Here is a 22,371-nt window from a genome sequence, read left to right on the forward strand (position 1 = left end):
CGCCTTTGCAAGCCATTTATTGTGACGGGATGATTTCCGAATTCCAAGAACTTTCCGACAAAATCGACCAGCTGGCCGAGATGACCCAGGCCCTGCGCCGCGAGAATGCCCAGTTGCGTCAAGCCAACGCCGCGCTGGTGGTGGAGAACATCGGCTACCAGAGACGCCTGAGCGAAGCGCACAGCCGCGTCTCGGCCCTGCTGGAACAGATTCCCGCGCTCGACGGCGAAGCCGGCGGCGCCACGCCCGACCAGGAGCAGACGCAATGAAGCAGCTGGACGTTACCATCATGGGCCAGCCCTATCGCCTGATGTGCAAGATGGACGAGGAGCGCGCGCTGCGCGAGGCGGCCGCCTTCCTGGACAAGAAGATGTGCGCGATCCGCGACGCGGGCAAGGTCAAGGGCAACGACCGCATCGCCGTGATGGCGGCGCTGGGCGTGGCGGCCGAATTCCTGTCCGTGAAAGCGCCACAGGGACCGCTGTCCGACTTGTCTATACTGGAAGTGCAGCAGAAGATCGCCGCCATGAACCAGGTGCTCGACAATGCGCTGACACCGCAAGAAACTCTGTTTTAGTCGATAAAACGCCTTCCCCAAAACGGGGCAAGAGAGTAAACTCCGTGTCACCCTGCAGTGTTCGCGATTGCCATATATTCCTTGAACCATTTATGCGCATCGGTCGCGGGATTTTGTTTGATGGGCGTGAGCGTCGCTAGTCCGACGAACCCGAAATTGAACTAACTGTGACCACCTTGAACCGTTTGGTTCGGGATGCCGGCATAGCGGCACAGGCGGGGTTTCATTCCAAAAAAGCGGTTGCGAGCATGTTCCATGCGCAGCCGCTTTTTTACGTCCGTACGTTTTGAAAGGGAATGTCCGATGCAATACTGGTTGATGAAATCCGAACCGGACGAAGTCAGTATCGACGACGTGCTGGCCGCGCCCGCGCACACGGTGGCGTGGTTCGGCGTGCGCAACTACCAGGCCCGCAACTTCATGCGCGACGCCATGCGTCCCGGCGATGGTGTGCTGTTCTACCATTCCAGCTGCCCGCAGCCGGGTATCGCCGGCCTGGCCGAAGTGGTGGGCACGCCGTATCCGGACGCCACCCAGTTCGACGCGGACAGTAAATACTACGACCCCAAGGCCACCCAGGAGCAGCCGCGCTGGATTTCCATCGACGTGCGCGCGACGAAAAAGACACGGCTGCTGCCGCTGGCCGAACTGCGCGCCATCCCCGCGCTGGAAGACATGGTGCTGCTGCAGAAGGGCAGCCGACTGTCCATCACGCCCGTCACGCCGGGCCAGTGGAAGACCATCGTCGCCCTGCTCGGCAAGGGCGCGTGATGGACTGGAGCCTGATTGCGGCCCTGCTGGCCATGGGTGCCTTCGGCGGCTTCAGCGCCGGCCTGCTGGGCATAGGCGGCGGCATGATACTGGTGCCCTTCATCACGATGATCTTCAGCGCCAAGGGCTTCCCGCCCGACATCATCGTCCACATGGCGATTGCCACCTCGCTCGGCACGATATTGTTTACCTCGTTATCGTCGGTGCGGGCCCACCACTTGCACGGGGCCGTGCGCTGGCCCATCGTGTTCCTGCTGGCGCCGGGCATCCTGCTCGGCTCCTGGGTGGGGCCGTGGATAGGCAAGCAACTGCCGTCGGCCACGCTGGCGCTGGTGTTCGCCGGTTTCATTTCGTTCTCGGCCACGCAGATGCTGTTCAACCGCAAACCGGCGGCCGGCCGCGAACTGCCCGGCAGCGCCGGCATGTTCGCCGCCGGCGGCGTGATCGGGGTGCTGGCCGGCCTGCTGGGCGCGGGCGGCGGCTTCATCTCCGTGCCGTTCATGAGCTGGTGTAATGTGAAGGTCCATCACGCCGTGGCCACCAGCGCCGCGCTGGGCTTTCCCATCGCACTGGCCGGTACGCTGTCGAACATCTATTTCGGCTGGAACGCGCCGGGACTGCCGCCGTATTCGCTGGGCTATATCTACCTGCCCGCGCTGGCCGTGATCGCCACGGCCAGCGTGACGCTGGCGCCGCTGGGGGCGCGTACGGCGCACCGGCTGCCGGTGCAGTCGCTCAAGAAGGTGTTCGCGACCGTGCTGTACTGCCTGGCCGCCTACATGCTGTGGAAGGGGCTGCGCTAAAGAATGGCGCGTGGCGGGTGCGGGGGCGGAACTGGCGTCCGCGCCGTTGCGCGCCGTGCCGGCGGCTGCGTCATGCCGGCTTGGTGGCCGGCGTCACGCCCGCCACCACGTTGCGCTTGTAGGACCACACGAGCAGGATCAGGGCGCCGACGATCATCGGGATCGACAGCATCTGGCCTGACGTGATGGGGATGCCGGCCCAGTTCACTTCCCAGTCCGGGGTGCGGAAATACTCGGTGAAGAAACGCGCGCAACCATACAGCAGCGTGTACATGGCGCCCACGGCCAGCCGCGGCCGGGCCTTGCGCGCGTAGGGCCACAGGATGACGAACACCAGGATGCCGTCGATCAGCATCTGGTACAGCGGCGACGGATGGCGCAAGCCTTGCAGGAACACGGGCTGCGGCAGCAGCGGGTAGCTGGTGTCCGGCCACAGCATGGCCCACGGCAGCGACGGATCGCTGACCACGCGGCCCGGCAGTTCGGCGTTGATGAAGTTGCCCAGGCGGCCGGCCGCGTAGCCGAGCGGCACCATGGGCGCGATGAAGTCGTACACATCCAGCAGGTTGCGTCCGGCCTTGCGCGACCACAGCCACATGGCCACCATCACGCCGAGGAAGCCGCCGTGGAACGACATGCCGCCATGCCACACCTCCAGGATTTCGATCGGGTTGGCGAAGAAGAAGCCGGGCCGGTAGAACAGCACTTCGCCCAGGCGCCCGCCCAGCACCACGCCCAGCATGCCGTAGAACAGCATGTCGTCCAGGTCTTCGTTCTTCCAGCCCTGCGCGGCGATGTGCGGCTGCTTGATGCGCACCCGGCCCAGCGCGATGAACAGGGCGAACGCCAGCACGTACATCAGGCCGTACCAGTGGACGGCGACCGGGCCCAGATGAACGGCGACCGGATCGGGCATGGGGTGTATCAGCATGGTGTGTTCTTTCGTAGTAAATCCAAAAAGCCTTGCAGCACGGGCGTGACGTGCTCGCGGCGCCAGGCCAGGCCCGTTTCGACCAGCGGCGTGGGGTCGCGCAGCGAGCGGTATTCTACCCCGGGCCGCATCAGGTTAGAGACCGATTGCGGCACCAGCGCCAGGCCCATGCCGGCCGAGACCAGGCTGACGATGGTCTGCATCTGGATCGCCTGCTGGCCGATCTCGGGCGTGATGCCGGCCGCGCCGAACACGGACAGCACGGCGTCGTACAGGGCCGGTGCGATGGCGCGGGGGAAGATGATGAGCGGCAGCGGCGGCAGCGCGGCCAGCGCCACCGGGCCCGGCGTCTTGAGCGCATCGAGGCCGGCCGGCGCGGCCAGGATCAGCGGTTCGTTCAGCACGGGCAGGTAATCGAGTTCGGCCCGGCTCTTGTCGGGCAGGGGCGGGATCAAGAGGCCGGCGTCGATGCGGCCGTGCAGCAGGTCGTCCAGCTGCAGGTCGGAAGTCGCTTCCTGCAGGCTGATCTGCACTTGCGGATAGGCGGCCCGGTAGGCGCGCAGGAAGGGCGGCAGCACGCTGTAGTCGGCCGACGAGACGAAGGCCAGCGACAGCCGGCCCACCTCGCCGGCGGCGGCCCGCTGCACCAGTTGCGGCAGTTCCAGCGACTGGGCCAGCATGCGGCGCGCCTCGGGCAGCAGGGCGGCGCCGGCCGCCGTCAGCGTCACGCCGCGCCGGTTGCGCTCGAACAGGGCGGCGCCCAGCAGCTCCTCCAGTGCCTGGATGGTCTGCGACAGGGGCGGCTGGGTCATGTGCAGGCGCAGCGCCGCCTTGCCGAAGTGCAGTTCCTCGGCCACGGTGACGAAATAGCGCAATTGCCGCAGTTCCAGGTTCATTGATATGCGTTTCTATTCAATTTCATTTCAGTGATATATTCTGCGACTCACAGACAGGCAAATCATATATTTGACAGGGCCCCCAGCGCAAGGCACCCTGATGGTATTACCGTGGGCTTAGAAAGCCCTTAGCGGTTGTTGCAACATGCGCTGTCTTCGGCGCCACGCCCATGGGCATGTTGAAACCACCGCTGCCTTATCGACGCAACCTGGAGACACATCATGCCGCAATACCGCTCACGCACCACCACCCACGGACGCAACATGGCAGGCGCACGCGCCCTGTGGCGCGCCACGGGCATGAAGGATGGCGACTTCGACAAGCCTATCGTGGCCGTGGTCAACTCCTTCACCCAGTTCGTGCCCGGCCACGTGCACCTGAAGGACCTGGGCCAGTTGGTGGCGCGCGAGATCGAAGCGGCCGGCGGCGTGGCCAAGGAATTCAACACCATCGCCGTCGACGACGGCATCGCCATGGGCCACGGCGGCATGCTGTACTCGCTGCCTTCGCGCGACCTGATCGCCGACTCGGTCGAATACATGGTCAACGCCCACTGCGCCGACGCCATGGTCTGCATCTCCAACTGCGACAAGATCACCCCCGGCATGCTGATGGCCGCCATGCGCCTGAACATCCCCGTGGTCTTCATCTCGGGCGGCCCGATGGAAGCGGGCAAGGTGCTGAAGGTGGTGGACGGCGCCCAGAAGATCATCAAGCTGGACCTGGTCGACGCCATGATCAAGGCCGGCGACAGCACCGTCAGCGACGCCGACGTGGCCGAGATCGAGCGTTCCGCCTGCCCCACCTGCGGTTCCTGCTCGGGCATGTTTACCGCCAACTCGATGAACTGCCTGACCGAAGCGCTGGGCCTGGCCCTGCCGGGCAACGGCACCATCGTCGCCACCCACGCCGACCGCAAGGAACTGTTCCTGCGCGCCGGCCGCCTGGTGGTGGAACTGGCCAAGCGCTACTACGAGCAGGACGACGCGTCCGTGCTGCCGCGCTCCATCGCCACCAAGGCCGCGTTCGAGAACGCCATGGCGCTCGACGTGTCGATGGGCGGCTCCACCAACACCGTGCTGCACCTGCTGGCCGCCGCACACGAGGCGGGCGTCGATTTCGACATGGCCGACATCGACCGCATCTCGCGCAAGGTGCCCTGCCTGTGCAAGGTCGCGCCGATGACGGACAAGTTTCACATCGAAGACGTGCACCGCGCCGGCGGCATCGTCGCCATCCTGGGCGAGCTGGCCCGCGCCGGCCTGCTCGACACCTCGCTGCCCACCATCCACGCGCCCACCCTGGGCGATGCGATCGCGCGCAACGACATCAAGACCAGCGACGACCCGGCCGTGCACCAGCTGTTCCGCGCCGCACCAGGCGGCGTGCCGACCCAGGTCGCGTTCTCGCAGTCCGAGCGCTACGACGCGCTGGACACGGACCGCAGCACCGGCTGCATCCGCGACAAGGCCCACGCCTATTCGCAGGACGGCGGCCTGGCCGTGCTGTACGGTAACCTGGCGGAAAACGGCTGCATCGTGAAGACGGCCGGCGTCGATGAAAGCATTTTGAAATTCAGCGGCAAGGCGCGCGTGTTCGAAAGCCAGGACGCGGCGGTGGAAGGCATCCTGGGCGACACCGTGCATGAAGGCGACGTCGTCATCATCCGCTATGAAGGACCGAAGGGCGGCCCCGGCATGCAGGAAATGCTGTACCCGACCTCGTACATCAAGTCCAAGGGCCTGGGCAAGGCCTGCGCGCTGCTGACGGACGGCCGCTTCTCGGGCGGCTCGTCGGGCCTGGTGATCGGCCACGCCTCGCCGGAAGCGGCGGAAGGAGGCGCGATTGGCCTGGTGGAAGAGGGCGACATGATCGACATCGACATCCCCGAGCGCAAGATCAGCCTGCGCATCAGCGACGCCGACCTGGCCGCGCGCCGTGCCGCGATGGAAGCGAAGGGCGACCAGGCCTGGCAGCCCGTCAACCGTGACCGTTACGTCTCGCAAGCGCTGCAAGCGTACGCCGCGCTGACCACCTCCGCCGACCGCGGCGCCGTGCGCGACCTGTCGCAGCTCAAGCGCTAAGCCGCCACCGCCGCCAACCGTCCCGGGCCGAAAAACCCGGGACGTAACACGGTTTCCTCAAAATTGGGGACGAAAAAATGGGGACGTACCCCGATTTGATAATGCTCAAATCGGGGTACGTCCCCATTTTCTTGATGGAGGGCTTACTTCTTTTTCTTGTCGAAGCTTTGCTTGACGCGGTCCTTGCGGCGCTGCTCGTCCACGTTGTGGGCCTTGCGCTTGTCCAGACCCAGCAGTGGTTCAAGGAACTCGAACCAGATGAAGGCAAACACCATCACGCCGACGATCCACCACCACGACAGCTGGGCGAAGCGCCAGACTTCGAAATACCGCAGCCCGCATAGGGCAACTATTAACAATATCAGTGGCATGGCAACTCCTTGTAGACCTCCATCTTACAAAGAAATGGGCTTAACGGGGAGCAATATTCGCGCGCACGTCAACGCCTGGCCTGTGCGCTGCGTTGTATTCTCGTTCGCTGCCGTGCGCTAGCGCAAAACACGGTAGAATTGCCGCTGGTTTTACTATGGAGATAACGATGAAACGCACTTTGATGATGGTTGGTATGGTTGCCGTGTCGGCATTCGCTTCGCAGGCCGCGATGGCCGATGCAGGTCTGGATTTGGCCAAGTCGAAAAACTGCCTGGCTTGCCACGCCGTGAGCAGCAAGCTGGTCGGTCCTGCCTACAAGGATGTGGCCGCGAAATACGCAGGCCAGAAGGATGCCGAAGGCAAGCTGGTCCAGAAAATCTTGAAGGGCGGTTCGGGCACCTGGGGCGCGATCCCCATGCCAGCCAATCCACAGGTGACCGAGGCGGAAGCCCACACCCTGGTGAAGTGGGTGCTGGCGCAGAAGTAATCTGTCCAGATCCAAAAGCAAACGCGCCGGTAACGGCGCGTTTTTTTTCGTCCCCGCGGCCTGGCGCCAGCGGGAAAGACAGGAGCCGGGCGCATGGCCCGGCCTGCCGCTAGCGGGTACTTACTTGACCACTTCCATCTTGGTCTTCTTACCGCCCTTGTAGGTGAACAGGGTCAGCGCGCCATCCTTGATGTCGCCCTTGGGGTCGAAGGCGATCTGGCCCGTCACGCCCTGGTACTTGACCTTGGCCAGGTAAGGCAGGTACTTGGCCGGCTCGGCCGACTTGGCGTCGGCCATCGCGGTGGCCATGGTCATCACGGCGTCGTACACGTACGGCGCGTACAGTTGCACGTCCATGTTGAACTTCTGCTTGTAACGGGCGCGGAAGTCGTCCATGCCTTTCTGCTGGTCGGCCGTCACGCCGCCCGCTTCGGCGCAGGTGACCTGGCCTTCGCCGATGCCGTCGCCGGCCAGCTTGGGCAGCGCTTCCGTGCAGACGCCGTCGCCGGCCATGAACTTGGCCTTGATGCCCAGTGCCTTCATCTGGCGCAGCATGGGGCCACCCACGGAATCCATGCCGCCGAAGAACACCAGGTCGGGATTCTTGGACTTGATGCTGGTCAGGATGGCGTTGAAGTCGGTGGCGTTGGCGTTGGTGAATTCCTTGCCGACGATTTGCACGCCCGGCAGCGCCTTCTTGGCGCCCTTGACGAATTCTTCCGCCACGCCCTGGCCGTAGGCCGTGCGGTCGTCGATGATGGCGATCTTCTTGGCGCTCAGTTTCTGCACCGCGTAGGCGCCCAGCGTGCCGCCCAGCTTGTTGTCGTTGGCGACCACGCGGAACGCCGTGTTGAAGTTCTGCTTGGTGTACTGCGGCGTGGTGGCGGCCGGGGAGATTTGCGGGATGCCGGCGTCGAAGTAGATCTTGGAGGCGGGCACGGTGGTGCCCGAGTTCAGGTGGCCGATCACGCCGTTGACCTTGGCGTCCACCAGCTTTTGCGCCACGGCCGTGCCCTGTTTCGGATCGGCGCCGTCATCTTCCGGCACCAGCACCCATTTGACGGCTTTGCCGTTGATCTTGAAGCCTTTGGCGTTCAAGTCGTCGATCGCCATCTTGGCCGCGTTCTCATTGTCCTTGCCCAGGTGGGCGGAAGCGCCCGACACGGGACCCACATGGCCGATCTTGACCACTTCTTGCGCGCCGGCGCTGCCGGCAAAGGCGAGGGCGATGGCGAGTGGAATGAACTTAGTCTTGAACAGCATAAACATTCTCCAATGGATAGCTCACGGCGGCGCCTTGGGGTCGCCGGGCGGATTTTTGTACAAGGGCAAAAGGTACAACAAATTAACTGGTTAGCAAAGGGCGATTTGTCAGGGCCGCCGATTTGCCGCGCCAGCCAGGCTATTTAACGTGGCGAGAGCGCAAATGGTGCACCGTGCCGGCTGGCGGGGCGGTGCCGCCCTGGCCTGCCTGGCCTCGGCGCCTGGCTTGCAGGCGGGGCCTGTGTTGCCCTGGCCATCCTGGCGCCGACGCCTCAGCGCTTGGCCTGCAGGTGGGTCAGTTCCTGGGCCACGGCGCGCGCCACGATCTTTTCTATCGTGTCCTGCAAACCGTTGCGGATCTCGCCCGTCAGGTCGCGCAATGCGTGGCTCAGCACGTCGGCCATGCTGTCCTTGATGCGCTGTTCCAGCACGAAGTCGACCCGGCTCTGCAGCTGCTGCAGGATGCGGGTGGACAGGCGCCGTTCCAGCATGTCCCATTCCCGCTCGCTCCAGCCGTCCAGCGCCCGCGCTTCCAGCTGGGCGCCCAGGTCGGCGGGCTGCATGGCGGCGCCGTTGGCGGCTGGCGCCGGATCGTCGCGCAGGACTTCGGTCAGGATGGGGATGCTGGCGTCAAACGGTTGGGCTGGACTCATGATTTGTTCGCGACAAAGTGGGTGAGCGGATAGTTCTGCTGCTTGTAGGCGACGTAGCGCTGGCGCCCGGCGGCCGCGTCCGCTTCGTCGGCGGAAATGACTTCGATGACGCGCTGGAAACTGTCCACGCCAGCGGGAATGCGGCGCGACAGGTTCACCAGCAGGTCGCGGTGAGGCAGTTCGGCGCCGTCGCTGTCGGCCAGGATGATGGGCGTGGCGGACGCCAGCGCATCGCCGGCCGGAACGTGCGGCAGGAAGTCGGTGGCCGAAAAAGTCCACATCATGCCGTCAAGTTCGGCCAGCTGCGCCGCATCGTCCGTCATCAGCACGATGCGGCTGCCGGCCGCATAAGCCTTGCGGGCCAGCCGGCAGGCATAGGCGAGCTTGTCGGGAACGTTGCTGTGGAAATCGATGCGGGTCATGGTCGGGTCGTCAGGTGTGGGGCGGGCAATGCTGGCCGAAACCGCATTGTATCTGCGTCATGTTAAAACTGAAAATCGGGCGTCGCATTGATCGGCGGCAATTTCTTCAGCCTTGCCGCCTCGTCCGCCGCGGCCTTGGCGGCCGCGGCCGCCTGCTCCTTGGCGCTGGGCTGGGGCGGCGGCGCGGCCGGCACGGGGGGCGCCTGGCGGTAGTCGGGCGGCAGCATGTTTTGCGTGGGATAGCCGGCATCGCTCAGCAGGACGTCCCAGCTGTTCTGCTCGTAGCCTATCTGTTTGGTGCGGCCCACCAGCAGCAGCGGTAAGTGGCCGTTGCCGCCAGCCCGGTTCAGCACGGCCCGGTCTTCGGGCGTGGTGACGGTTTTTTCCGTGTAGGGAATGCCGCGCGCGCGCAGCATGGCGCGGGCCTGGTCGCAGATGTCGCACGGGCTGGTGCTGTACAGGGTGACGGGGCGGTGGCGTACCGCCTCGGCCAGTTCCTGCGGCAGCTCGGCTTGCGGCCCGGTGTCGAAGGACTTGATCTCCACCTTGGTGCCGGCCGGCGCGGTCGGCGGCGGCGGCGTATCGCTGTAGTGCGTGACGCCCTTGCCGTCCACCCATTTGTACACTTGCGCGCCGGCGGGGCCGGCGCCGAGCAGCAGCAACACGGCCAGCGTGGCCGCCAGCGGCGTGACCGGCCAAGTGGGCTGCCCCGGGGCCGTCCCTGCGGTCTGCGTGCGTATCATGCTGCTCTCCTTGAGGTGTTGACCTGCTCAGGCCGCCATGCCGCTGTGGCGCAGCAGGGCGTCGATGCTGGGCTCGCGGCCGCGGAAGGCCGTGAACGATTCCAGCGCTGGGCGCGAGCCGCCCACGGCCAGGATCTCTTGCTGGAAGCGCTTGCCCGTCTCCGACGTCAGTGCGCCGCCGCCCAGGGCCTTGGCTTCCTCGAAGGCCGCGTAGGCGTCGGCCGACAGCACTTCCGCCCACTTGTAGCTGTAGTAGCCGGCCGCGTAGCCGCCGGCGAAGATGTGGCCGAACGAGTTCTGGAAGCGGTTGAAGGCGGGCGGGACGATGACGGCGAACTGGCTGCGCACTTCGTCGATCAGCTGCTGCACGGACTTGGCGCCGTTCGGGTCGTAGTCGTGGTGCAGGTGCATGTCGAGCAGCGAGAACTCCACCTGGCGCAGCGTCTGCAGGCCGGACTGGAAGTTCTTGGCGGCCAGCATCTTGTCGTACAGGGCGCGCGGCAGCGGTGCGCCCGTCTGCACGTGGGCCGTCATGTGTTCCAGCACTTCCCATTCCCAGCAGAAGTTTTCCATGAACTGGGACGGCAGTTCCACCGCATCCCACTCCACGCCGGATATGCCGGACACGCCGATCTCGTCCACCTGGGTCAGCATGTGGTGCAGGCCATGGCCGAATTCGTGGAACAGGGTGATCACTTCATCGTGCGTGAACAGCGACGGCTGGACCTTGCCGTCCACCACGGCCGGTTCCGTGAAGTTGCAGGTCAGGTAGGCCACCGGCGTTTGCAGCGCGCCCGTGCTTTCGATGCGGCGGCCGCGGGCGTCGTCCATCCAGGCGCCGCCGCTCTTGCCGGCGCGCGCATACAGGTCCAGGTAGAACTGGCCCACCAGCTTGCCGTTGCGCTCAATGCGGAAGAAGCGCACATCCTTGTGCCAGGTGGTGGCCGTGTCCGGCAGTATGGTGACGCTGAACAGGTTCTGCACCAGGCGGAACAGGCCGTCGATCACCTTGTGCTCGGGGAAGTACTGCTTCACTTCCTGGGCCGAGAAGGCGTAGCGGCGCTCCTGCAGCTTTTCCGATGCGTACGGCAAGTCCCATGCGGCCAGCTGGTCCAGGCCCAGCTCGTCCTTGGCGAACTGGCGCAGTTCGGCCAGGTCCTGTTCCGCGAACGGACGGGCGCGCTTGGCCAGGTCTTCCAGGAAGGCGATCACCTGCTCCGGGCTTTGCGCCATCTTGGGCACCAGCGACACTTCGGCGAAGTTGCGGTAGCCCAGCAGCTTGGCTTCCTCGTCGCGCAGCTTGAGCAGGGTGACGATGTTCTGGGTGTTGTCCCACTTGTCACGCTCGCTGAACACGGTGCCCTGGTCGGACGCCTTGGTGGCGTTGGCGCGGTACACCATCTCGCGCAGTTCGCGCTTGTCGGCAAATTGCAGGATGGGGAAGTAGGACGGGAAGTGCAGCGAGAATTCGTAGCCGGCCTTGCCTTCCTTTTCCGCCGCGGCGCGGGCGGCCTGCTTGACGTCGTCCGGCACGCCGGCCAGGTCGGCCTCGTCGGCCACCAGCAGCTTGTAGTCGTTGGTGGCGTCGAGCACGTTCTCGGAGAAGCGGGTGGAGACGGCCGCGTGTTCTTCCTGGATCGCGGCGAAGCGTTCCTTCTGCTCGGCCGGCAGTTCGGCGCCGCCCATGCGGAAGTCGCGCACGGCGTTGTCGATGATGCGCTGGCGGGCCGGCGACAGGCTGGCGAATTCAGCGCTGGCGCGCAGCGCCTTGTATTTGCCGAACAGCGCTTCGTTCTGGGCCAGGGCGGTCCAGAACTCCGTCACCTTGGGCTGGTTCTCGTTGTAGGTGGCGCGCAGTTCGGGCGTGTCGACCACGTTGTTGAGGTGGCTGACGATGCCCCAGGCGCGGCCCAGCAGTTCCGTGGCATTCTCCAGCGGGGCCACGAAGCTGTCCCAGCTCACGGCGCCGGCATCCGCTTCCAGTTGGGCGACCACGGCGCGGCTGCGTTCCAGCAGCGTGTCGATGGCGGGCGTGACGTGCTCGGGCTTGATCGCATCGAAGCGGGGCAGGCCGCTAAAGTCCAGCAGGGGATTTTGTACGTCAGTAGTCATGTCGGTTCCAATGTGATCGTTCGGCGTCGTCCCCGCGGTTGGCGGGGCTCCATGCCCAGTTTGCCACCGTGAGTAGCAGGCTGGGCATGGGTTCCCGCCGTACTGGCGGGAACAACGTACTGATTACAGGCGCTCGGCCGCTTCCACCGTGTTCATCAGCAGCATGGTGATGGTCATCGGACCCACGCCGCCCGGCACGGGCGTGATGTGCGATGCCACTTCCTTGACGCCGGCGAAGTCGACGTCGCCGCACAGCTTGCCCGCGTCGTCGCGGTTCATGCCCACGTCGATCACGATGGCGCCCGGCTTGACCATGTCGGCCGTCAGCGTGTTGCGGCGGCCCACGGCGGCCACCACCACGTCCGCCTGGCGGGTATGCACACCCAGGTCCGGCGTGGCGCTATGGCAGATGGTGACGGTGGCGTTGGCTTGCAAGAGCAGCAGGCCCATCGGCTTGCCCACCGTGTTGCTGCGCCCGATCACGACGGCGTGCTTGCCGCGCAGGTCGATGCCGGTCGATTCGATCAGCTTCATGCAGCCGTACGGCGTGCAGGGGCGGAAGCCTTCCAGGCCCGTCATCAGTTCGCCGGCGCTCAGCACGGAATAGCCGTCCACGTCCTTGGTGGTGGAGATCGCTTCGATCACCTTGTGCGGGTTGATGTGCTTGGGCAGCGGCATCTGCACCAGGATGCCGTGGATGGCCGGGTCGGCGTTGAGCTTGGCGATGCGGGCCAGCAGGGCCGCCTCGGACAGGTCGGCCTCGTACTTTTCCAGCACCGAGTGGAAGCCCACGTCGCCGCAAGCCTTGACCTTGTTGCGCACGTAGACCTGGCTGGCCGGGTCTTCGCCGACCAGGATCACGGCCAGGCCGGGCTGCTTGCCCTTGGCCGTGAGCGCGGCGGCGCGCGTGGCTATTTCACCACGCAGTTTTTGGGAGAGGGCGATTCCGTCGATCAGTTGAGCAGGCATGATTTTGGCAGGTTGGAGGGAAAACCAAGATTATAAAGCCGCGCAGGGGAGGGAGACCAATCCGCGTGCGAAGTGGGCAAGCGCTCGCTCATATTCCTCTTATGAAGGCAATTATTGCGGTGACATCAGCTCAGCCCGATTAAGCGAACAAGGCGCCGCCCGCGCGCCGCATTGCTGTCGCGAGCCTGTTGTCGAACGTCGCCAGTGTCGCACCTTCCCTCAGCGCCAATTCGAGGTAGGTGGCGTCATACGCGGTCAGTTCATATTGCCTGGCGAACGCCATGACCTGATCGCGGCGCGAGAACGTCGGCAAGTTGTCAACCGTGACAGGCAGGCGAGCGAGGCGCGCCAGAAAGTCAATCGACTGCGCCTCCGTGATGATCTTGCGTCGCTCGCCAACCAGCAGGGCGTTCGCGACTTCCGTGTGCCAAAGCGAAGGGACTATCGTTGCCATTTCAGCTGTTGCCTGCAAGGCCAGGTCGGCGCAGACGGCTTCTTCCGGCTTTTCACGCGCGAATATCCACGCCAACGCCATGGAAGCATCGATGACCAAGGTCATCGACGGCCTTCCCCTATCATTGCTTCCACTTCCGATGTGGTAACTCCCTGAATTTTCTTGAATGCCCGCATGGCGGCGACCGCCGCATGCACATCGGCCTGTGCGGTTGTCTTTTTGCTTGGAACGAGATCGGCGACAGGTTTTCCCCGGACCGTGATCGTATAGCGCTGCCCTTGTCCTACTGCGCGCAGCAGTTCCGACAGTTTGGCTTTGGCATCGAAGGCGCCGATTTCCTGGAACATGACATTCCTAAACTGGTTCATGAGCTGGTTCATTGTAATCCGTTGCTCTGAAAATGACCACGTGGCTGCACTATTCCTCGCGATCGTGTCTGTCAAGGGCAGACTATACAACCGGCGATTTTGCTCTTCTTCCTTTAGCGGCGGGCATTATTTCCTCATTTTCGCTGATTTTCCATTCGTCGCGCATGCTGCGACGCAGCACCCGTCGTGAAAAAAAGAGACATCGCATTTCACATTATAAAAACTCATATCGCAATTTGAAAAAGCCGAAAAGTGCTGTTAGAATCTACCCACTAAATTGTCGTATTGGTAAATAATCAGCGCAGCACCGTCCGCCCGGATCCCTGGATCAAGGCATTCACACAGGAGACTTAATACATGTCAGCTCAACTTGACCAGGTAACGGCGCTCACCGCCATCGACCCTGATTCGCAAGAAACCAAAGAATGGCTTGATGCACTGGAATCGGTGCTGGAACAAGAGGGTCCTGACCGGGCGCACTACCTGATGGAACGTCTGGTTGACCTGGCACGCCGCCGCGGCGCCCAGATTCCGTTTTCCAGCAACACGGCCTACGTCAACACCATCCCGCAACACCAGGAAGCGCACTGCCCCGGCAACCTGGAACTGGAAGAGCGCCTGCGCTCCTACATGCGCTGGAACGCGATGGCCATGGTGGTCAAGGCCAACCGCGCCGACGGCGACCTGGGCGGCCACCTGTCGAGCTTCGCCTCGCTGGCCAACATGCTGGGCATCGGCTTCAACCACTTCTGGCACGCGCCCACCGACGGCCATGGCGGCGACCTGCTGTACATCCAGGGCCACTCCTCGCCCGGCGTGTACGCGCGCGCCTTCCTGGAAGGTCGGCTGTCGGAAGAGCAGCTGCTCAACTTCCGCCGCGAAGTCGACGGCAAGGGCCTGTCGTCCTACCCGCACCCGAAACTGATGCCGAAGTTCTGGCAGTTCCCCACCGTGTCCATGGGCCTGGGCCCGCTGATGGCGATCTACCAGGCGCGCTTCCTGAAGTACCTGCACGCGCGCTCGATCGCCGACACGGCCAACCGCAAGGTGTGGGCCTTCTGCGGCGACGGCGAGATGGACGAGCCGGAATCGATGGGCGCGATCGGCATGGCCGCGCGCGAACGCCTGGACAACCTGGTCATCGTCGTCAACTGCAACCTGCAGCGCCTGGACGGTCCGGTGCGCGGCAACGGCAAGATCATCCAGGAACTGGAAGCGGACTTCCGCGGCGCCGGCTGGAACGTGGTCAAGGTCATCTGGGGCCCGGGCTGGGACGAGCTGCTGGCCAAGGACAAGGACGGCATCCTGCAGCGCGTGATGATGGAAACCGTGGACGGGGAATACCAGAACTACAAGGCCAAGGACGGCGCCTTCGTGCGCAAGCACTTCTTCGGCAAGCACCCCAAGCTGCTGGAAATGGTCGCCAACATGACCGACGACGACATCTGGCGCCTGACCCGCGGCGGCCATGATCCGCACAAGATCTACGCCGCCTTCAAGGTCGCGCAGGAACACAAGGGTCAGCCGACCGTGCTGCTGGTGAAGACCGTCAAGGGCTTCGGCATGGGCAAGTCGGGCGAGGCGCGCAATACCGCGCACCAGACCAAGAAGCTGGACGACGAGGCGATCCGCGAAATGCGCGACCGCTTCGCCCTGCCTATCCCGGACGACAAGCTGGCCGAGATCCCGTTCTTCAAGCCGGCCGACGATTCGCCGGAAATGAAATACCTGCACGAGCGCCGCGCCGCGCTGGGCGGCTACCTGCCGCAGCGCCGCGAAAAGGCGGAGGAATCGCTGCCGGTGCCGGCACTGGCTTCGTTCCAGAACGTGCTCGACGCAACGCCGGAAGGCCGCGAGATCTCGACCACCCAGGCCTACGTGCGCATCATCACCGCGCTGCTGAAAGACCCTAACCTGGGCCAGCGCGTGGTGCCTATCCTGGTCGATGAATCCCGTACCTTCGGTATGGAAGGCCTGTTTCGCCAGATCGGTATCTTCAACCAGCAGGGCCAGTTGTACGAGCCGGTCGACAAGGACCAGGTGATGTACTACCGCGAAGACAAGGCCGGCCAGATCCTGCAAGAAGGTATCAACGAAGCGGGCGGCATGAGCTCGTGGATCGCGGCGGCCACGTCGTACTCGACCAACAACCGCGTGATGGTGCCGTTCTACACCTTCTACTCGATGTTCGGCATGCAGCGTATCGGCGACCTGGCCTGGGCGGCAGGCGACATGCGCGCCCGCGGCTTCCTGATGGCAGGTACCGCCGGCCGCACCACGCTGAACGGCGAAGGCCTGCAGCACGAAGATGGCCACAGCCACATCATCGCTGCCACCATTCCGAACTGCGTGCCGTACGATCCGACCTTCTCGCATGAAGTGGCGGTCATCATCCAGGACGGCCTGCGCCGCATGGTGGCGGAACAGGAAGACGTGTTCTACTACATCACCATCATGAACGAGAACTATCCGCACCCAGGCCTGAAGGCCGGCCAGGAAGCGGGCATCCTGAAGGGCATGTACCTGCTGCAGGAAGGCGACAAGAAGGCCAAGCAGCGCGTGCAGCTGATCGGCTCGGGCACCATCCTGCGCGAATCGATCTTCGCCGCCGAACTGCTCAAGAACGACTGGAACATCGCCGCCGACGTGTGGTCCGCTCCGTCGCTGACGCTGGTGGCCCGCGACGGCCAGGATTGCGAACGCTGGAACCTGGTCAACCCTGGCAAGGAACAGCGCGTACCGTACGCCACCTCCTGCCTGCAGGGCACCGAAGGTCCGATCATCGCCACCACCGACTACATGCGCGCTTTTGCGGAACAGATCCGCGCCTTCGTGCCGAAGAACCGCACCTACCGCGTGCTGGGCACCGACGGTTTCGGCCGCTCGGACAGCCGCGCCAAGCTGCGTGAGTTCTTCGAGGTGAACCGTTACTACATCACGGTCGCCGCCCTGAAGTCGCTGAGCGAAGAAGGCAAGATCGACGTGTCCGTGGTGGAGCAGGCGATTGCCAAGTACGGCATCGACGCCAACAAGCCAAATCCGGTGACCCAATAAACAGAATACGGAGCAAACGCTATGAGCATTGTGGAAGTTAAAGTCCCGGATATCGGCGATTTCAAGGAAGTCGAAGTCATCGAACTGATGGTCAAGGTCGGCGATACGATCAAGGTGGATCAGTCGCTGATCACCGTGGAATCGGACAAGGCCAGCATGGAGATTCCGTCCAGCCACGCCGGCGTGGTCAAGGAAATCAAGGTCAAGGTAGGCGACAAGGTGGCTGAAGGTACACTGCTGTTGCTGGTGGAGGCCGAAGGCGCCGCCGCCGCACCCGCCGCGGCCCCGGCCGCCGCTGCCGCACCTGCGCCCGCCGCAGCTGCTGCCCCGGCGCCCGCCGCTGCCGCCGCCCCTGCCGCATCGGCCGGCCCGGTCGACGTGAAGGTGCCCGATATCGGCGACTTCAAGGAAGTGGAAGTGATCGAAGTGATGGTCAAGGTGGGCGATACCGTCAAGGTCGACCAGTCGCTGATCACCGTCGAATCGGACAAGGCCAGCATGGAGATCCCGTCCAGCCACGCCGGCGTGGTCAAGGAAATCAAGGTCAAGGTCGGCGACAAGGTCGCTGAAGGCTCGCTGGTGCTGGTGGTCGAAGCGACCGGCGGCGCGGCGCCTGCCGCATCGGCACCAGCATCGGCTCCTGCCGCCGCTGCCGCGCCGGCCGCCAGCGCACCTGCCGCCGCCGCTGCAACGTCCGCTGCCGCCGCCGCGCCTGCCGCATCGGCCGGCTCGGTCGCGACCGGCAAGCTGTCGCACGCCTCGCCGTCGATCCGCAAGTTCGCCCGCGAACTGGGCGTGGACCTGGGCCTGGTGCCCGGCTCCGGTCCCAAGGGCCGCATCACCCAGCTCGACGTGCAGAACTACGTCAAGGGCGTGATGGCCGGCACCGTGGCCGCTCCGGCCGGCGCCGCCAAGCCTGCCGGCACCGGCGTGGGCCTGGACCTGCTGCCATGGCCGTCGCTCGACTTCAGCAAATTCGGCGCCACCGAACTGCTGCCGCTGTCGCGCATCAAGAAGATCAGCGGTCCCAACCTGCACCGCAACTGGGTGATGATCCCGCACGTGACGCAGTTCGACGAAGCCGACGTGACCGACCTGGAAGCATTCCGCGTCGACTCCAACGCCGCCAACGCCAAGAACAAGGACGCGGTCAAGCTGACCATGCTGGCCTTCGTCATCAAGGCGTCGGTCGCCGCGCTGAAGAAGTTCCCGGCCTTTAACGCTTCGCTGGATGCGAAGGGCGAGAACCTGATCCTCAAGCAGTACTACAACATCGGCTTCGCCGCCGACACGCCGAACGGCCTGGTGGTCCCCGTGATCAAGGACGCCGACAAGAAGGGCGTGGCGCAGATCGCCAAGGAAATGGGCGAACTGTCGGCACAGGCGCGCGAAGGCAAGCTCAAACCGACCGACATGCAGGGCGCCAGCTTCACCATCTCCTCGCTGGGCGGCATCGGCGGCACGCACTTCACGCCTATCGTGAACGCGCCGGAAGTGGCGATCCTGGGCCTGTCCAAGGCGTCGATCAAGCCGGTGTGGGACGGCAAGGCCTTCCAGCCGCGCCTGATGATGGGTACCTCGCTGTCCTACGATCACCGCGTGATCGACGGCGCCATGGGTGCGCGCTTTGCCGTGTACCTGGGCGAAGTGCTGGCCGACATGCGCAAAATTCTGCTGTAAGAGGAGCGATCTATGAGCACAGTGGAAGTGAAAGTACCGAACATCGGCGACTTCAGCGAAGTGGAAGTGATCGAGGTGATGGTCAAGGTGGGCGATACCATCAAGGTCGACCAGTCGCTGGTGACGGTGGAATCGGACAAGGCCAGCATGGAGATCCCTTCGACCCACGCCGGCGTGGTCAAGGAACTCAAGGTCAAGGTGGGCGACAAGGTCAAGGAAGGCAGCCTGCTGCTGGTGGTGGAAGCGAGCGGCGCGGCCGCTGCGCCTGTCGCAGCCGCACCTGCACCCGCGGCAGCGGCAGCGGCAGCGCCGGCACCAGCACCAGTGCCGAGCGCCACCCCGGCCGTGGCGCCGATCGGCGGCAGCTACAGCGGCGCCGTCGACATCGACTGCGACATGATGGTGCTGGGCGGCGGCCCTGGCGGCTACTCGGCCGCCTTCCGCGCCGCCGATCTGGGCCTGAACACCGTGATCGTCGAGCGTTACGAAACGCTGGGCGGCGTGTGCCTGAACGTGGGCTGCATCCCGTCCAAGGCGCTGCTGCATGTGGCGTCGGTGATCGACGAGACGGCGCACATGGCCAAGACCGGCGTCACCTTCGCCAAGCCGACCATCGACATCGATGAAGTGCGCAAGTACAAGGAAGGCGTGATCAAGAACATGACCGGCGGCCTGGCCGGCATGGCCAAGGCCCGCAAGACGCAGGTGGTGGTCGGCGTCGGCCAGTTCCTGAGCGCGAACCATATCGAAGTGACGGCCAAGGATGGCAGCAAGAAGGTGGTGCAGTTCAAGCAGGCCATCATCGCCGCCGGTTCGTCGGTGGTGAAGCTGCCGTTCGTGCCGGAAGATCCGCGCATCGTCGACTCGACCGGCGCGCTGGAACTGCGCCAGATCCCGAAACGCATGCTGGTCATTGGCGGCGGCATCATCGGCCTGGAAATGGCGACCGTCTACTCGACGTTCGGCGCGCGCATCGACGTGGTCGAAATGATGGACGGCCTGATGCAGGGCGCCGACCGCGATGCGGTCAAGGTCTGGCAGAAGTACAACGAAGCGCGCTTCGACAACATCATGACCAAGACCAAGACGGTGGGTGTGGAAGCGCTGCCGGAAGGGATCAAGGTCACCTTCGAAGCGGCCGAAGCCGGCGCTGCCGCGCCTGCGCCGCAGGTCTACGACCTGGTGCTGGTGGCCGTGGGCCGCAGCCCGAACGGCAAGAAGATCGCCGCCGACAAGGCCGGCGTGGTGGTGAGCGACCGCGGTTTCATTCCGGTCGACAGCCAGATGCGCACCAACGTGCCCAACATCTTCGCCATCGGCGACCTGGTGGGCCAGCCCATGCTGGCGCACAAGGCGGTGCATGAAGGCCATGTGGCGGCGGAAGCTGCCGCCGGCCAGAAGTCGCACTTCGACGTCAAGGTGATTCCATCGGTGGCCTACACCGATCCGGAAGTGGCATGGGCCGGCATCACCGAAGACGAAGCGAAAGCCAAGGGCATCAAGGTCGAGAAGGGCCACTTCCCGTGGGCCGCGAGCGGGCGCGCCGTGGCCAATGGCCGCGCCGAAGGCTTCACCAAGCTGCTGTTCGACGCCGAGACGCACCGCATCATCGGCGGCACCATGGTCGGCACGCACGCCGGCGACATGATCGGCGAGATCGCGCTGGCGATCGAGATGGGTTGTGACGGCACCGACATCGGCAAGACCATCCACCCGCACCCGACGCTGGGCGAGTCGATCGGCATGGCCGCCGAAGTGTACGAAGGCGTCTGCACCGACCTGCCGCCGCCGCGCAAGCGCTAAGCATCAGGCGCCAGCAGTATCGGCACAAAACCGGGACTTGTTCCCGGTTTTTTTATTGGAATTGGGTCAGAACTCCTCCCACTGGTCCGCGCTCACTTTCTCGGCCGCCTTGGCCGGCTTGGCAGCCAGCTGCTGCGCGACGGCGCGCGGGACCGCCTTCAGCACGGGACGCGCGGCCGGGCGCGGCGCGGGGCTGGGCGGGGCGACCCTGGCCGCCGGCGCCCTGGCCGGCGCCGCATGGTAGGCGTCCGGTACATGGAAGATGCTGACCGCCTGGGCCAGCGCCTGCGCCTGTTCCTGCAAGCTCTCGGCCGCCGCCGCCGCCTGTTCCACCAGGGCCGCGTTCTGCTGGGTGATGGCATCCATCTGCGTGATGGCCGCGTTCACTTCCGTGATGCCGGTACTCTGCTCCTGGCTGGCGGCCGTGATCTCGACCAGGATGTCGGCCACCTGGCGCACCGATTGCACGATCTGGTCCATGGTCTGGCCGGCGTCGTTGACCAGCTTGCTGCCCGTGTCCACCCGCTCCACCGAGTCGTTGATCAGGGCTTTGATTTCCTTGGCCGCCGCCGCGCTGCGCTGGGCCAGGTTGCGCACTTCGGACGCCACCACGGCAAAGCCGCGCCCCTGCTCGCCGGCGCGCGCCGCTTCCACCGCCGCGTTCAAGGCCAGGATATTGGTCTGGAACGCGATGCCGTCGATCACGCCGATGATGTCGACGATCTTGCCTGAACTGTCCTTGATGGCCCCCATCGTCTGCACCACTTGGGCCACCACTTCGCCGCCCTGGGCCGCTACGTTCGAGGCGCTGGCGGCCAGCTGGTTCGCTTCGCGCGCGTGGCCGGCGTTCTGCGCCACGGTGCCCGTCAGCGCCTCCATCGAACTGGCCGTCTCCTCGAGCGAACTGGCCTGCGACTCGGTGCGGGCCGACAGGTCGGCGTTGCCCATGGCGATTTCATGGGTGGCCGTCGTCATCTCGTCCGTGCTGCTGCGGATGTTGCCGATCATGCGCGCCAGGTTGGTGTTGATGGTGTCCATGGCCCGCATCAGCAGGCCCACCTCGTCGCCGTCATGGACTTCGATATGGCCCGTCAGGTCGCCGGCGGCGATCATTTCCGCGCAGCCCACGGCGTTGCGGATACTGTCGCGGATGTGGCGGTACACGAAGTACAGGCCCACCAGCGAGGCCACCACCGACAGCACCAGCAGGCTGATGGCCAGCAGGTAGGCGTTGCGCGCGCCGGCCGCCGCCGCCGTCACCGCCTCGCCCGTGCGCTGGTCCAGGATGGTGAGGAATTCATTCACCGGCTGCATGATCTTGGCCTTGTTCTTGTGATACTCGGCGTCGTGCATGATGCGCCGCGCCAGTTCCGGGTCCGGGTCGCCGTGCTTGGTGAACTTGCCGCTGCCGTCGTCGAACAGGCCCTTGACGGCGTTCATGGCGATCACTTCGGTCTTGACCAGGCCGTCCGAATTGGCTTGCGCTTGCTTGAGCTTGTCAAATTCCGTGTCCGTGAAGCCGGCCTTGCGCATCAGGTCGGCCAGCGGCACCGTTTCGCCGTCGGGCGTGGGCTTGTCCATGCCGGCCGCGATGAAGTCCCAGTAAATGCGCTCGTAGTGCTGGGGGCGCGGCTTGGCGCCGTTGCGGATGGCCAGGATGTCCATGTATTGCTGCTCATAGCGGGGATCGCCCGACACTACGTAGGTGCGCGCCAGCCGGGTCAGGTCGTCCGAACTCTGGCGCAGTTCGTCGGCCAGCAGGTAGGAGTGGTAGCGCGCCTCGCTGGCGCGCGTCGACTCGGCCTGGCGCGTCGCGATCTGGAACAGGGCCCACAGGCTGAGGGCGGACAAGGTCAGGGTAATGATGAAGAAGCCGGCGAAGATCTGCTTGATGGACAATGTGCTGCGCATGATGCTCTCCCGATGAT

Annotated in this window: 21 protein-coding genes and 1 other RNA gene; 10 read left to right on the forward strand and 12 right to left on the reverse strand. The window is 64.8% G+C overall.

All coding sequences use genetic code 11. The annotated features are described in order from the left end of the window. The first annotated feature begins 29 nt into the window (after positions 1-29). The 5 genes from AC3WOS_RS13930 to AC3WOS_RS13950 all read left to right on the forward strand — a co-directional run bounded on the left by AC3WOS_RS13930 (position 30) and on the right by AC3WOS_RS13950 (position 2,151). Positions 30-269 carry a hypothetical protein gene (locus AC3WOS_RS13930; RefSeq protein WP_492716599.1) on the forward strand — a complete coding sequence of 80 codons (240 nt, stop codon included), beginning with the start codon at positions 30-32 and terminating at the stop codon, positions 267-269. Then, positions 266-577: a cell division protein ZapA gene (locus tag AC3WOS_RS13935; RefSeq protein WP_492716600.1), complete on the forward strand. Its 312-nt coding sequence runs from the start codon at positions 266-268 to the stop codon at positions 575-577. Before AC3WOS_RS13930 ends, AC3WOS_RS13935 begins: the two co-directional genes overlap by 4 nt. A 46-nt stretch (positions 578-623) precedes the next feature. Next, positions 624-803: non-coding RNA, 6S RNA (gene ssrS, locus AC3WOS_RS13940), on the forward strand. Positions 804-880: 77 nt separating this feature from the next. Further along, positions 881-1,348, forward strand: a complete 468-nt coding sequence (locus AC3WOS_RS13945) for an EVE domain-containing protein (RefSeq protein ID WP_492716601.1) — start codon at positions 881-883, stop codon at positions 1,346-1,348. Continuing rightward, a complete protein-coding gene (locus AC3WOS_RS13950) occupies positions 1,348-2,151 on the forward strand; it encodes a sulfite exporter TauE/SafE family protein (RefSeq protein WP_492716654.1) in 804 nt (267 codons plus the stop codon). Before AC3WOS_RS13945 ends, AC3WOS_RS13950 begins: the two co-directional genes overlap by 1 nt. Positions 2,152-2,221: 70 nt before the next feature. Here AC3WOS_RS13950 and lgt read toward each other — a convergent pair whose 3' ends face one another. Both lgt and AC3WOS_RS13960 read right to left on the reverse strand, forming a co-directional pair. Further along, a complete protein-coding gene (gene lgt / locus AC3WOS_RS13955) occupies positions 2,222-3,082 on the reverse strand; it encodes a prolipoprotein diacylglyceryl transferase (RefSeq protein ID WP_492716602.1) in 861 nt (286 codons plus the stop codon). After that, positions 3,076-3,978 (reverse strand): LysR substrate-binding domain-containing protein, encoded by a 903-nt coding sequence (locus AC3WOS_RS13960; protein WP_492716604.1) that lies wholly within the window; start codon positions 3,976-3,978, stop codon positions 3,076-3,078. The genes lgt and AC3WOS_RS13960 overlap by 7 nt, the downstream gene beginning before the upstream one ends. 222 nt (positions 3,979-4,200) lie before the next feature. Between AC3WOS_RS13960 and ilvD the strand changes: the two genes are divergently transcribed. Then, the gene (ilvD, locus tag AC3WOS_RS13965) at positions 4,201-6,063 is read left to right on the forward strand and encodes a dihydroxy-acid dehydratase (RefSeq protein ID WP_492716605.1); all 1,863 of its coding nucleotides are present in this window, start codon (positions 4,201-4,203) and stop codon (positions 6,061-6,063) included. 143 nt (positions 6,064-6,206) lie between these two features. On the opposite strand, the gene AC3WOS_RS13970 is transcribed toward ilvD, so the two are convergent. Continuing rightward, entirely contained in the window at positions 6,207-6,434 is a 228-nt protein-coding gene (locus tag AC3WOS_RS13970) for a TIGR04438 family Trp-rich protein (RefSeq protein ID WP_492716606.1), read from the reverse strand. A gap of 167 nt (positions 6,435-6,601) precedes the next feature. Between AC3WOS_RS13970 and AC3WOS_RS13975 the strand changes: the two genes are divergently transcribed. Next, positions 6,602-6,922, forward strand: coding sequence for a c-type cytochrome (locus tag AC3WOS_RS13975; protein WP_492716607.1), 321 nt, complete (start codon positions 6,602-6,604; stop codon positions 6,920-6,922). 120 nt (positions 6,923-7,042) lie between these two features. Here the strand turns inward: AC3WOS_RS13975 and AC3WOS_RS13980 are convergent, their stop codons facing one another. From AC3WOS_RS13980 to AC3WOS_RS14015, 8 genes are all read right to left on the reverse strand, one after another. After that, the gene (locus AC3WOS_RS13980; protein WP_492716609.1) at positions 7,043-8,185 is read right to left on the reverse strand and encodes a branched-chain amino acid ABC transporter substrate-binding protein; all 1,143 of its coding nucleotides are present in this window, start codon (positions 8,183-8,185) and stop codon (positions 7,043-7,045) included. A 272-nt stretch (positions 8,186-8,457) separates the two neighbouring features. Continuing rightward, positions 8,458-8,838, reverse strand: coding sequence for a DUF2486 family protein (locus AC3WOS_RS13985; protein ID WP_492716611.1), 381 nt, complete (start codon positions 8,836-8,838; stop codon positions 8,458-8,460). Next, a complete protein-coding gene (locus AC3WOS_RS13990) occupies positions 8,835-9,260 on the reverse strand; it encodes a DNA polymerase III subunit chi (RefSeq protein ID WP_492716612.1) in 426 nt (141 codons plus the stop codon). Before AC3WOS_RS13990 ends, AC3WOS_RS13985 begins: the two co-directional genes overlap by 4 nt. Before the next feature lie 62 nt (positions 9,261-9,322). Next, positions 9,323-10,003: a DUF4124 domain-containing protein gene (locus AC3WOS_RS13995; RefSeq protein ID WP_492716614.1), complete on the reverse strand. Its 681-nt coding sequence runs from the start codon at positions 10,001-10,003 to the stop codon at positions 9,323-9,325. Between the two features lie 27 nt (positions 10,004-10,030). After that, the gene (locus AC3WOS_RS14000) at positions 10,031-12,115 is read right to left on the reverse strand and encodes a M3 family metallopeptidase (RefSeq protein WP_492716615.1); all 2,085 of its coding nucleotides are present in this window, start codon (positions 12,113-12,115) and stop codon (positions 10,031-10,033) included. A 123-nt stretch (positions 12,116-12,238) separates the two neighbouring features. Next, complete coding sequence (gene folD, locus AC3WOS_RS14005) at positions 12,239-13,084, reverse strand: bifunctional methylenetetrahydrofolate dehydrogenase/methenyltetrahydrofolate cyclohydrolase FolD (protein WP_492716617.1); 846 nt, start codon at positions 13,082-13,084, stop codon at positions 12,239-12,241. Between the two features lie 139 nt (positions 13,085-13,223). Next, entirely contained in the window at positions 13,224-13,643 is a 420-nt protein-coding gene (locus tag AC3WOS_RS14010; RefSeq protein WP_492716619.1) for a type II toxin-antitoxin system VapC family toxin, read from the reverse strand. Beyond that, complete coding sequence (locus AC3WOS_RS14015; RefSeq protein ID WP_492716621.1) at positions 13,640-13,918, reverse strand: type II toxin-antitoxin system Phd/YefM family antitoxin; 279 nt, start codon at positions 13,916-13,918, stop codon at positions 13,640-13,642. Before AC3WOS_RS14015 ends, AC3WOS_RS14010 begins: the two co-directional genes overlap by 4 nt. Before the next feature lie 345 nt (positions 13,919-14,263). Here AC3WOS_RS14015 and aceE point away from each other — a divergent pair, with 345 nt between their 5' ends. From aceE to lpdA, 3 genes are read left to right on the forward strand one after another with little or no spacing between them, the layout of a single operon-like run. After that, positions 14,264-16,960, forward strand: a complete 2,697-nt coding sequence (gene aceE / locus AC3WOS_RS14020) for a pyruvate dehydrogenase (acetyl-transferring), homodimeric type (protein ID WP_492716622.1) — start codon at positions 14,264-14,266, stop codon at positions 16,958-16,960. Positions 16,961-16,981: 21 nt separating this feature from the next. Continuing rightward, complete coding sequence (aceF, locus tag AC3WOS_RS14025; RefSeq protein ID WP_492716624.1) at positions 16,982-18,640, forward strand: dihydrolipoyllysine-residue acetyltransferase; 1,659 nt, start codon at positions 16,982-16,984, stop codon at positions 18,638-18,640. Positions 18,641-18,652: 12 nt separating this feature from the next. Then, positions 18,653-20,443: a dihydrolipoyl dehydrogenase gene (lpdA, locus tag AC3WOS_RS14030; protein WP_492716626.1), complete on the forward strand. Its 1,791-nt coding sequence runs from the start codon at positions 18,653-18,655 to the stop codon at positions 20,441-20,443. A 66-nt stretch (positions 20,444-20,509) separates the two neighbouring features. Here lpdA and AC3WOS_RS14035 read toward each other — a convergent pair whose 3' ends face one another. Next, positions 20,510-22,354 (reverse strand): methyl-accepting chemotaxis protein, encoded by a 1,845-nt coding sequence (locus tag AC3WOS_RS14035; RefSeq protein WP_492716627.1) that lies wholly within the window; start codon positions 22,352-22,354, stop codon positions 20,510-20,512. Between the last annotated feature and the right edge of the window lie 17 nt (positions 22,355-22,371).

It is taken from the genome of Rugamonas sp. FW305-51, assembly GCF_058786935.1.

Excerpts from the sequence above, each read along its gene's own strand:
- AC3WOS_RS13930 (WP_492716599.1), top strand. The coding sequence starts at position 30 with ATGATTTCCGAATTCCAAGAACTTTCCGACAAAATCGACCAGCTGGCC.
- AC3WOS_RS13935 (WP_492716600.1), top strand. The coding sequence starts at position 266 with ATGAAGCAGCTGGACGTTACCATCATGGGCCAGCCCTATCGCCTGATG.
- AC3WOS_RS13945 (WP_492716601.1), top strand. The coding sequence starts at position 881 with ATGCAATACTGGTTGATGAAATCCGAACCGGACGAAGTCAGTATCGAC.
- AC3WOS_RS13950 (WP_492716654.1), top strand. The coding sequence starts at position 1,348 with ATGGACTGGAGCCTGATTGCGGCCCTGCTGGCCATGGGTGCCTTCGGC.
- lgt (WP_492716602.1), bottom strand. The coding sequence starts at position 3,082 with ATGCTGATACACCCCATGCCCGATCCGGTCGCCGTTCATCTGGGCCCG.
- AC3WOS_RS13960 (WP_492716604.1), bottom strand. The coding sequence starts at position 3,978 with ATGAACCTGGAACTGCGGCAATTGCGCTATTTCGTCACCGTGGCCGAG.
- ilvD (WP_492716605.1), top strand. The coding sequence starts at position 4,201 with ATGCCGCAATACCGCTCACGCACCACCACCCACGGACGCAACATGGCA.
- AC3WOS_RS13970 (WP_492716606.1), bottom strand. The coding sequence starts at position 6,434 with ATGCCACTGATATTGTTAATAGTTGCCCTATGCGGGCTGCGGTATTTC.
- AC3WOS_RS13975 (WP_492716607.1), top strand. The coding sequence starts at position 6,602 with ATGAAACGCACTTTGATGATGGTTGGTATGGTTGCCGTGTCGGCATTC.
- AC3WOS_RS13980 (WP_492716609.1), bottom strand. The coding sequence starts at position 8,185 with ATGCTGTTCAAGACTAAGTTCATTCCACTCGCCATCGCCCTCGCCTTT.
- AC3WOS_RS13985 (WP_492716611.1), bottom strand. The coding sequence starts at position 8,838 with ATGAGTCCAGCCCAACCGTTTGACGCCAGCATCCCCATCCTGACCGAA.
- AC3WOS_RS13990 (WP_492716612.1), bottom strand. The coding sequence starts at position 9,260 with ATGACCCGCATCGATTTCCACAGCAACGTTCCCGACAAGCTCGCCTAT.
- AC3WOS_RS13995 (WP_492716614.1), bottom strand. The coding sequence starts at position 10,003 with ATGATACGCACGCAGACCGCAGGGACGGCCCCGGGGCAGCCCACTTGG.
- AC3WOS_RS14000 (WP_492716615.1), bottom strand. The coding sequence starts at position 12,115 with ATGACTACTGACGTACAAAATCCCCTGCTGGACTTTAGCGGCCTGCCC.
- folD (WP_492716617.1), bottom strand. The coding sequence starts at position 13,084 with ATGCCTGCTCAACTGATCGACGGAATCGCCCTCTCCCAAAAACTGCGT.
- AC3WOS_RS14010 (WP_492716619.1), bottom strand. The coding sequence starts at position 13,643 with ATGACCTTGGTCATCGATGCTTCCATGGCGTTGGCGTGGATATTCGCG.
- AC3WOS_RS14015 (WP_492716621.1), bottom strand. The coding sequence starts at position 13,918 with ATGAACCAGCTCATGAACCAGTTTAGGAATGTCATGTTCCAGGAAATC.
- aceE (WP_492716622.1), top strand. The coding sequence starts at position 14,264 with ATGTCAGCTCAACTTGACCAGGTAACGGCGCTCACCGCCATCGACCCT.
- aceF (WP_492716624.1), top strand. The coding sequence starts at position 16,982 with ATGAGCATTGTGGAAGTTAAAGTCCCGGATATCGGCGATTTCAAGGAA.
- lpdA (WP_492716626.1), top strand. The coding sequence starts at position 18,653 with ATGAGCACAGTGGAAGTGAAAGTACCGAACATCGGCGACTTCAGCGAA.
- AC3WOS_RS14035 (WP_492716627.1), bottom strand. The coding sequence starts at position 22,354 with ATGCGCAGCACATTGTCCATCAAGCAGATCTTCGCCGGCTTCTTCATC.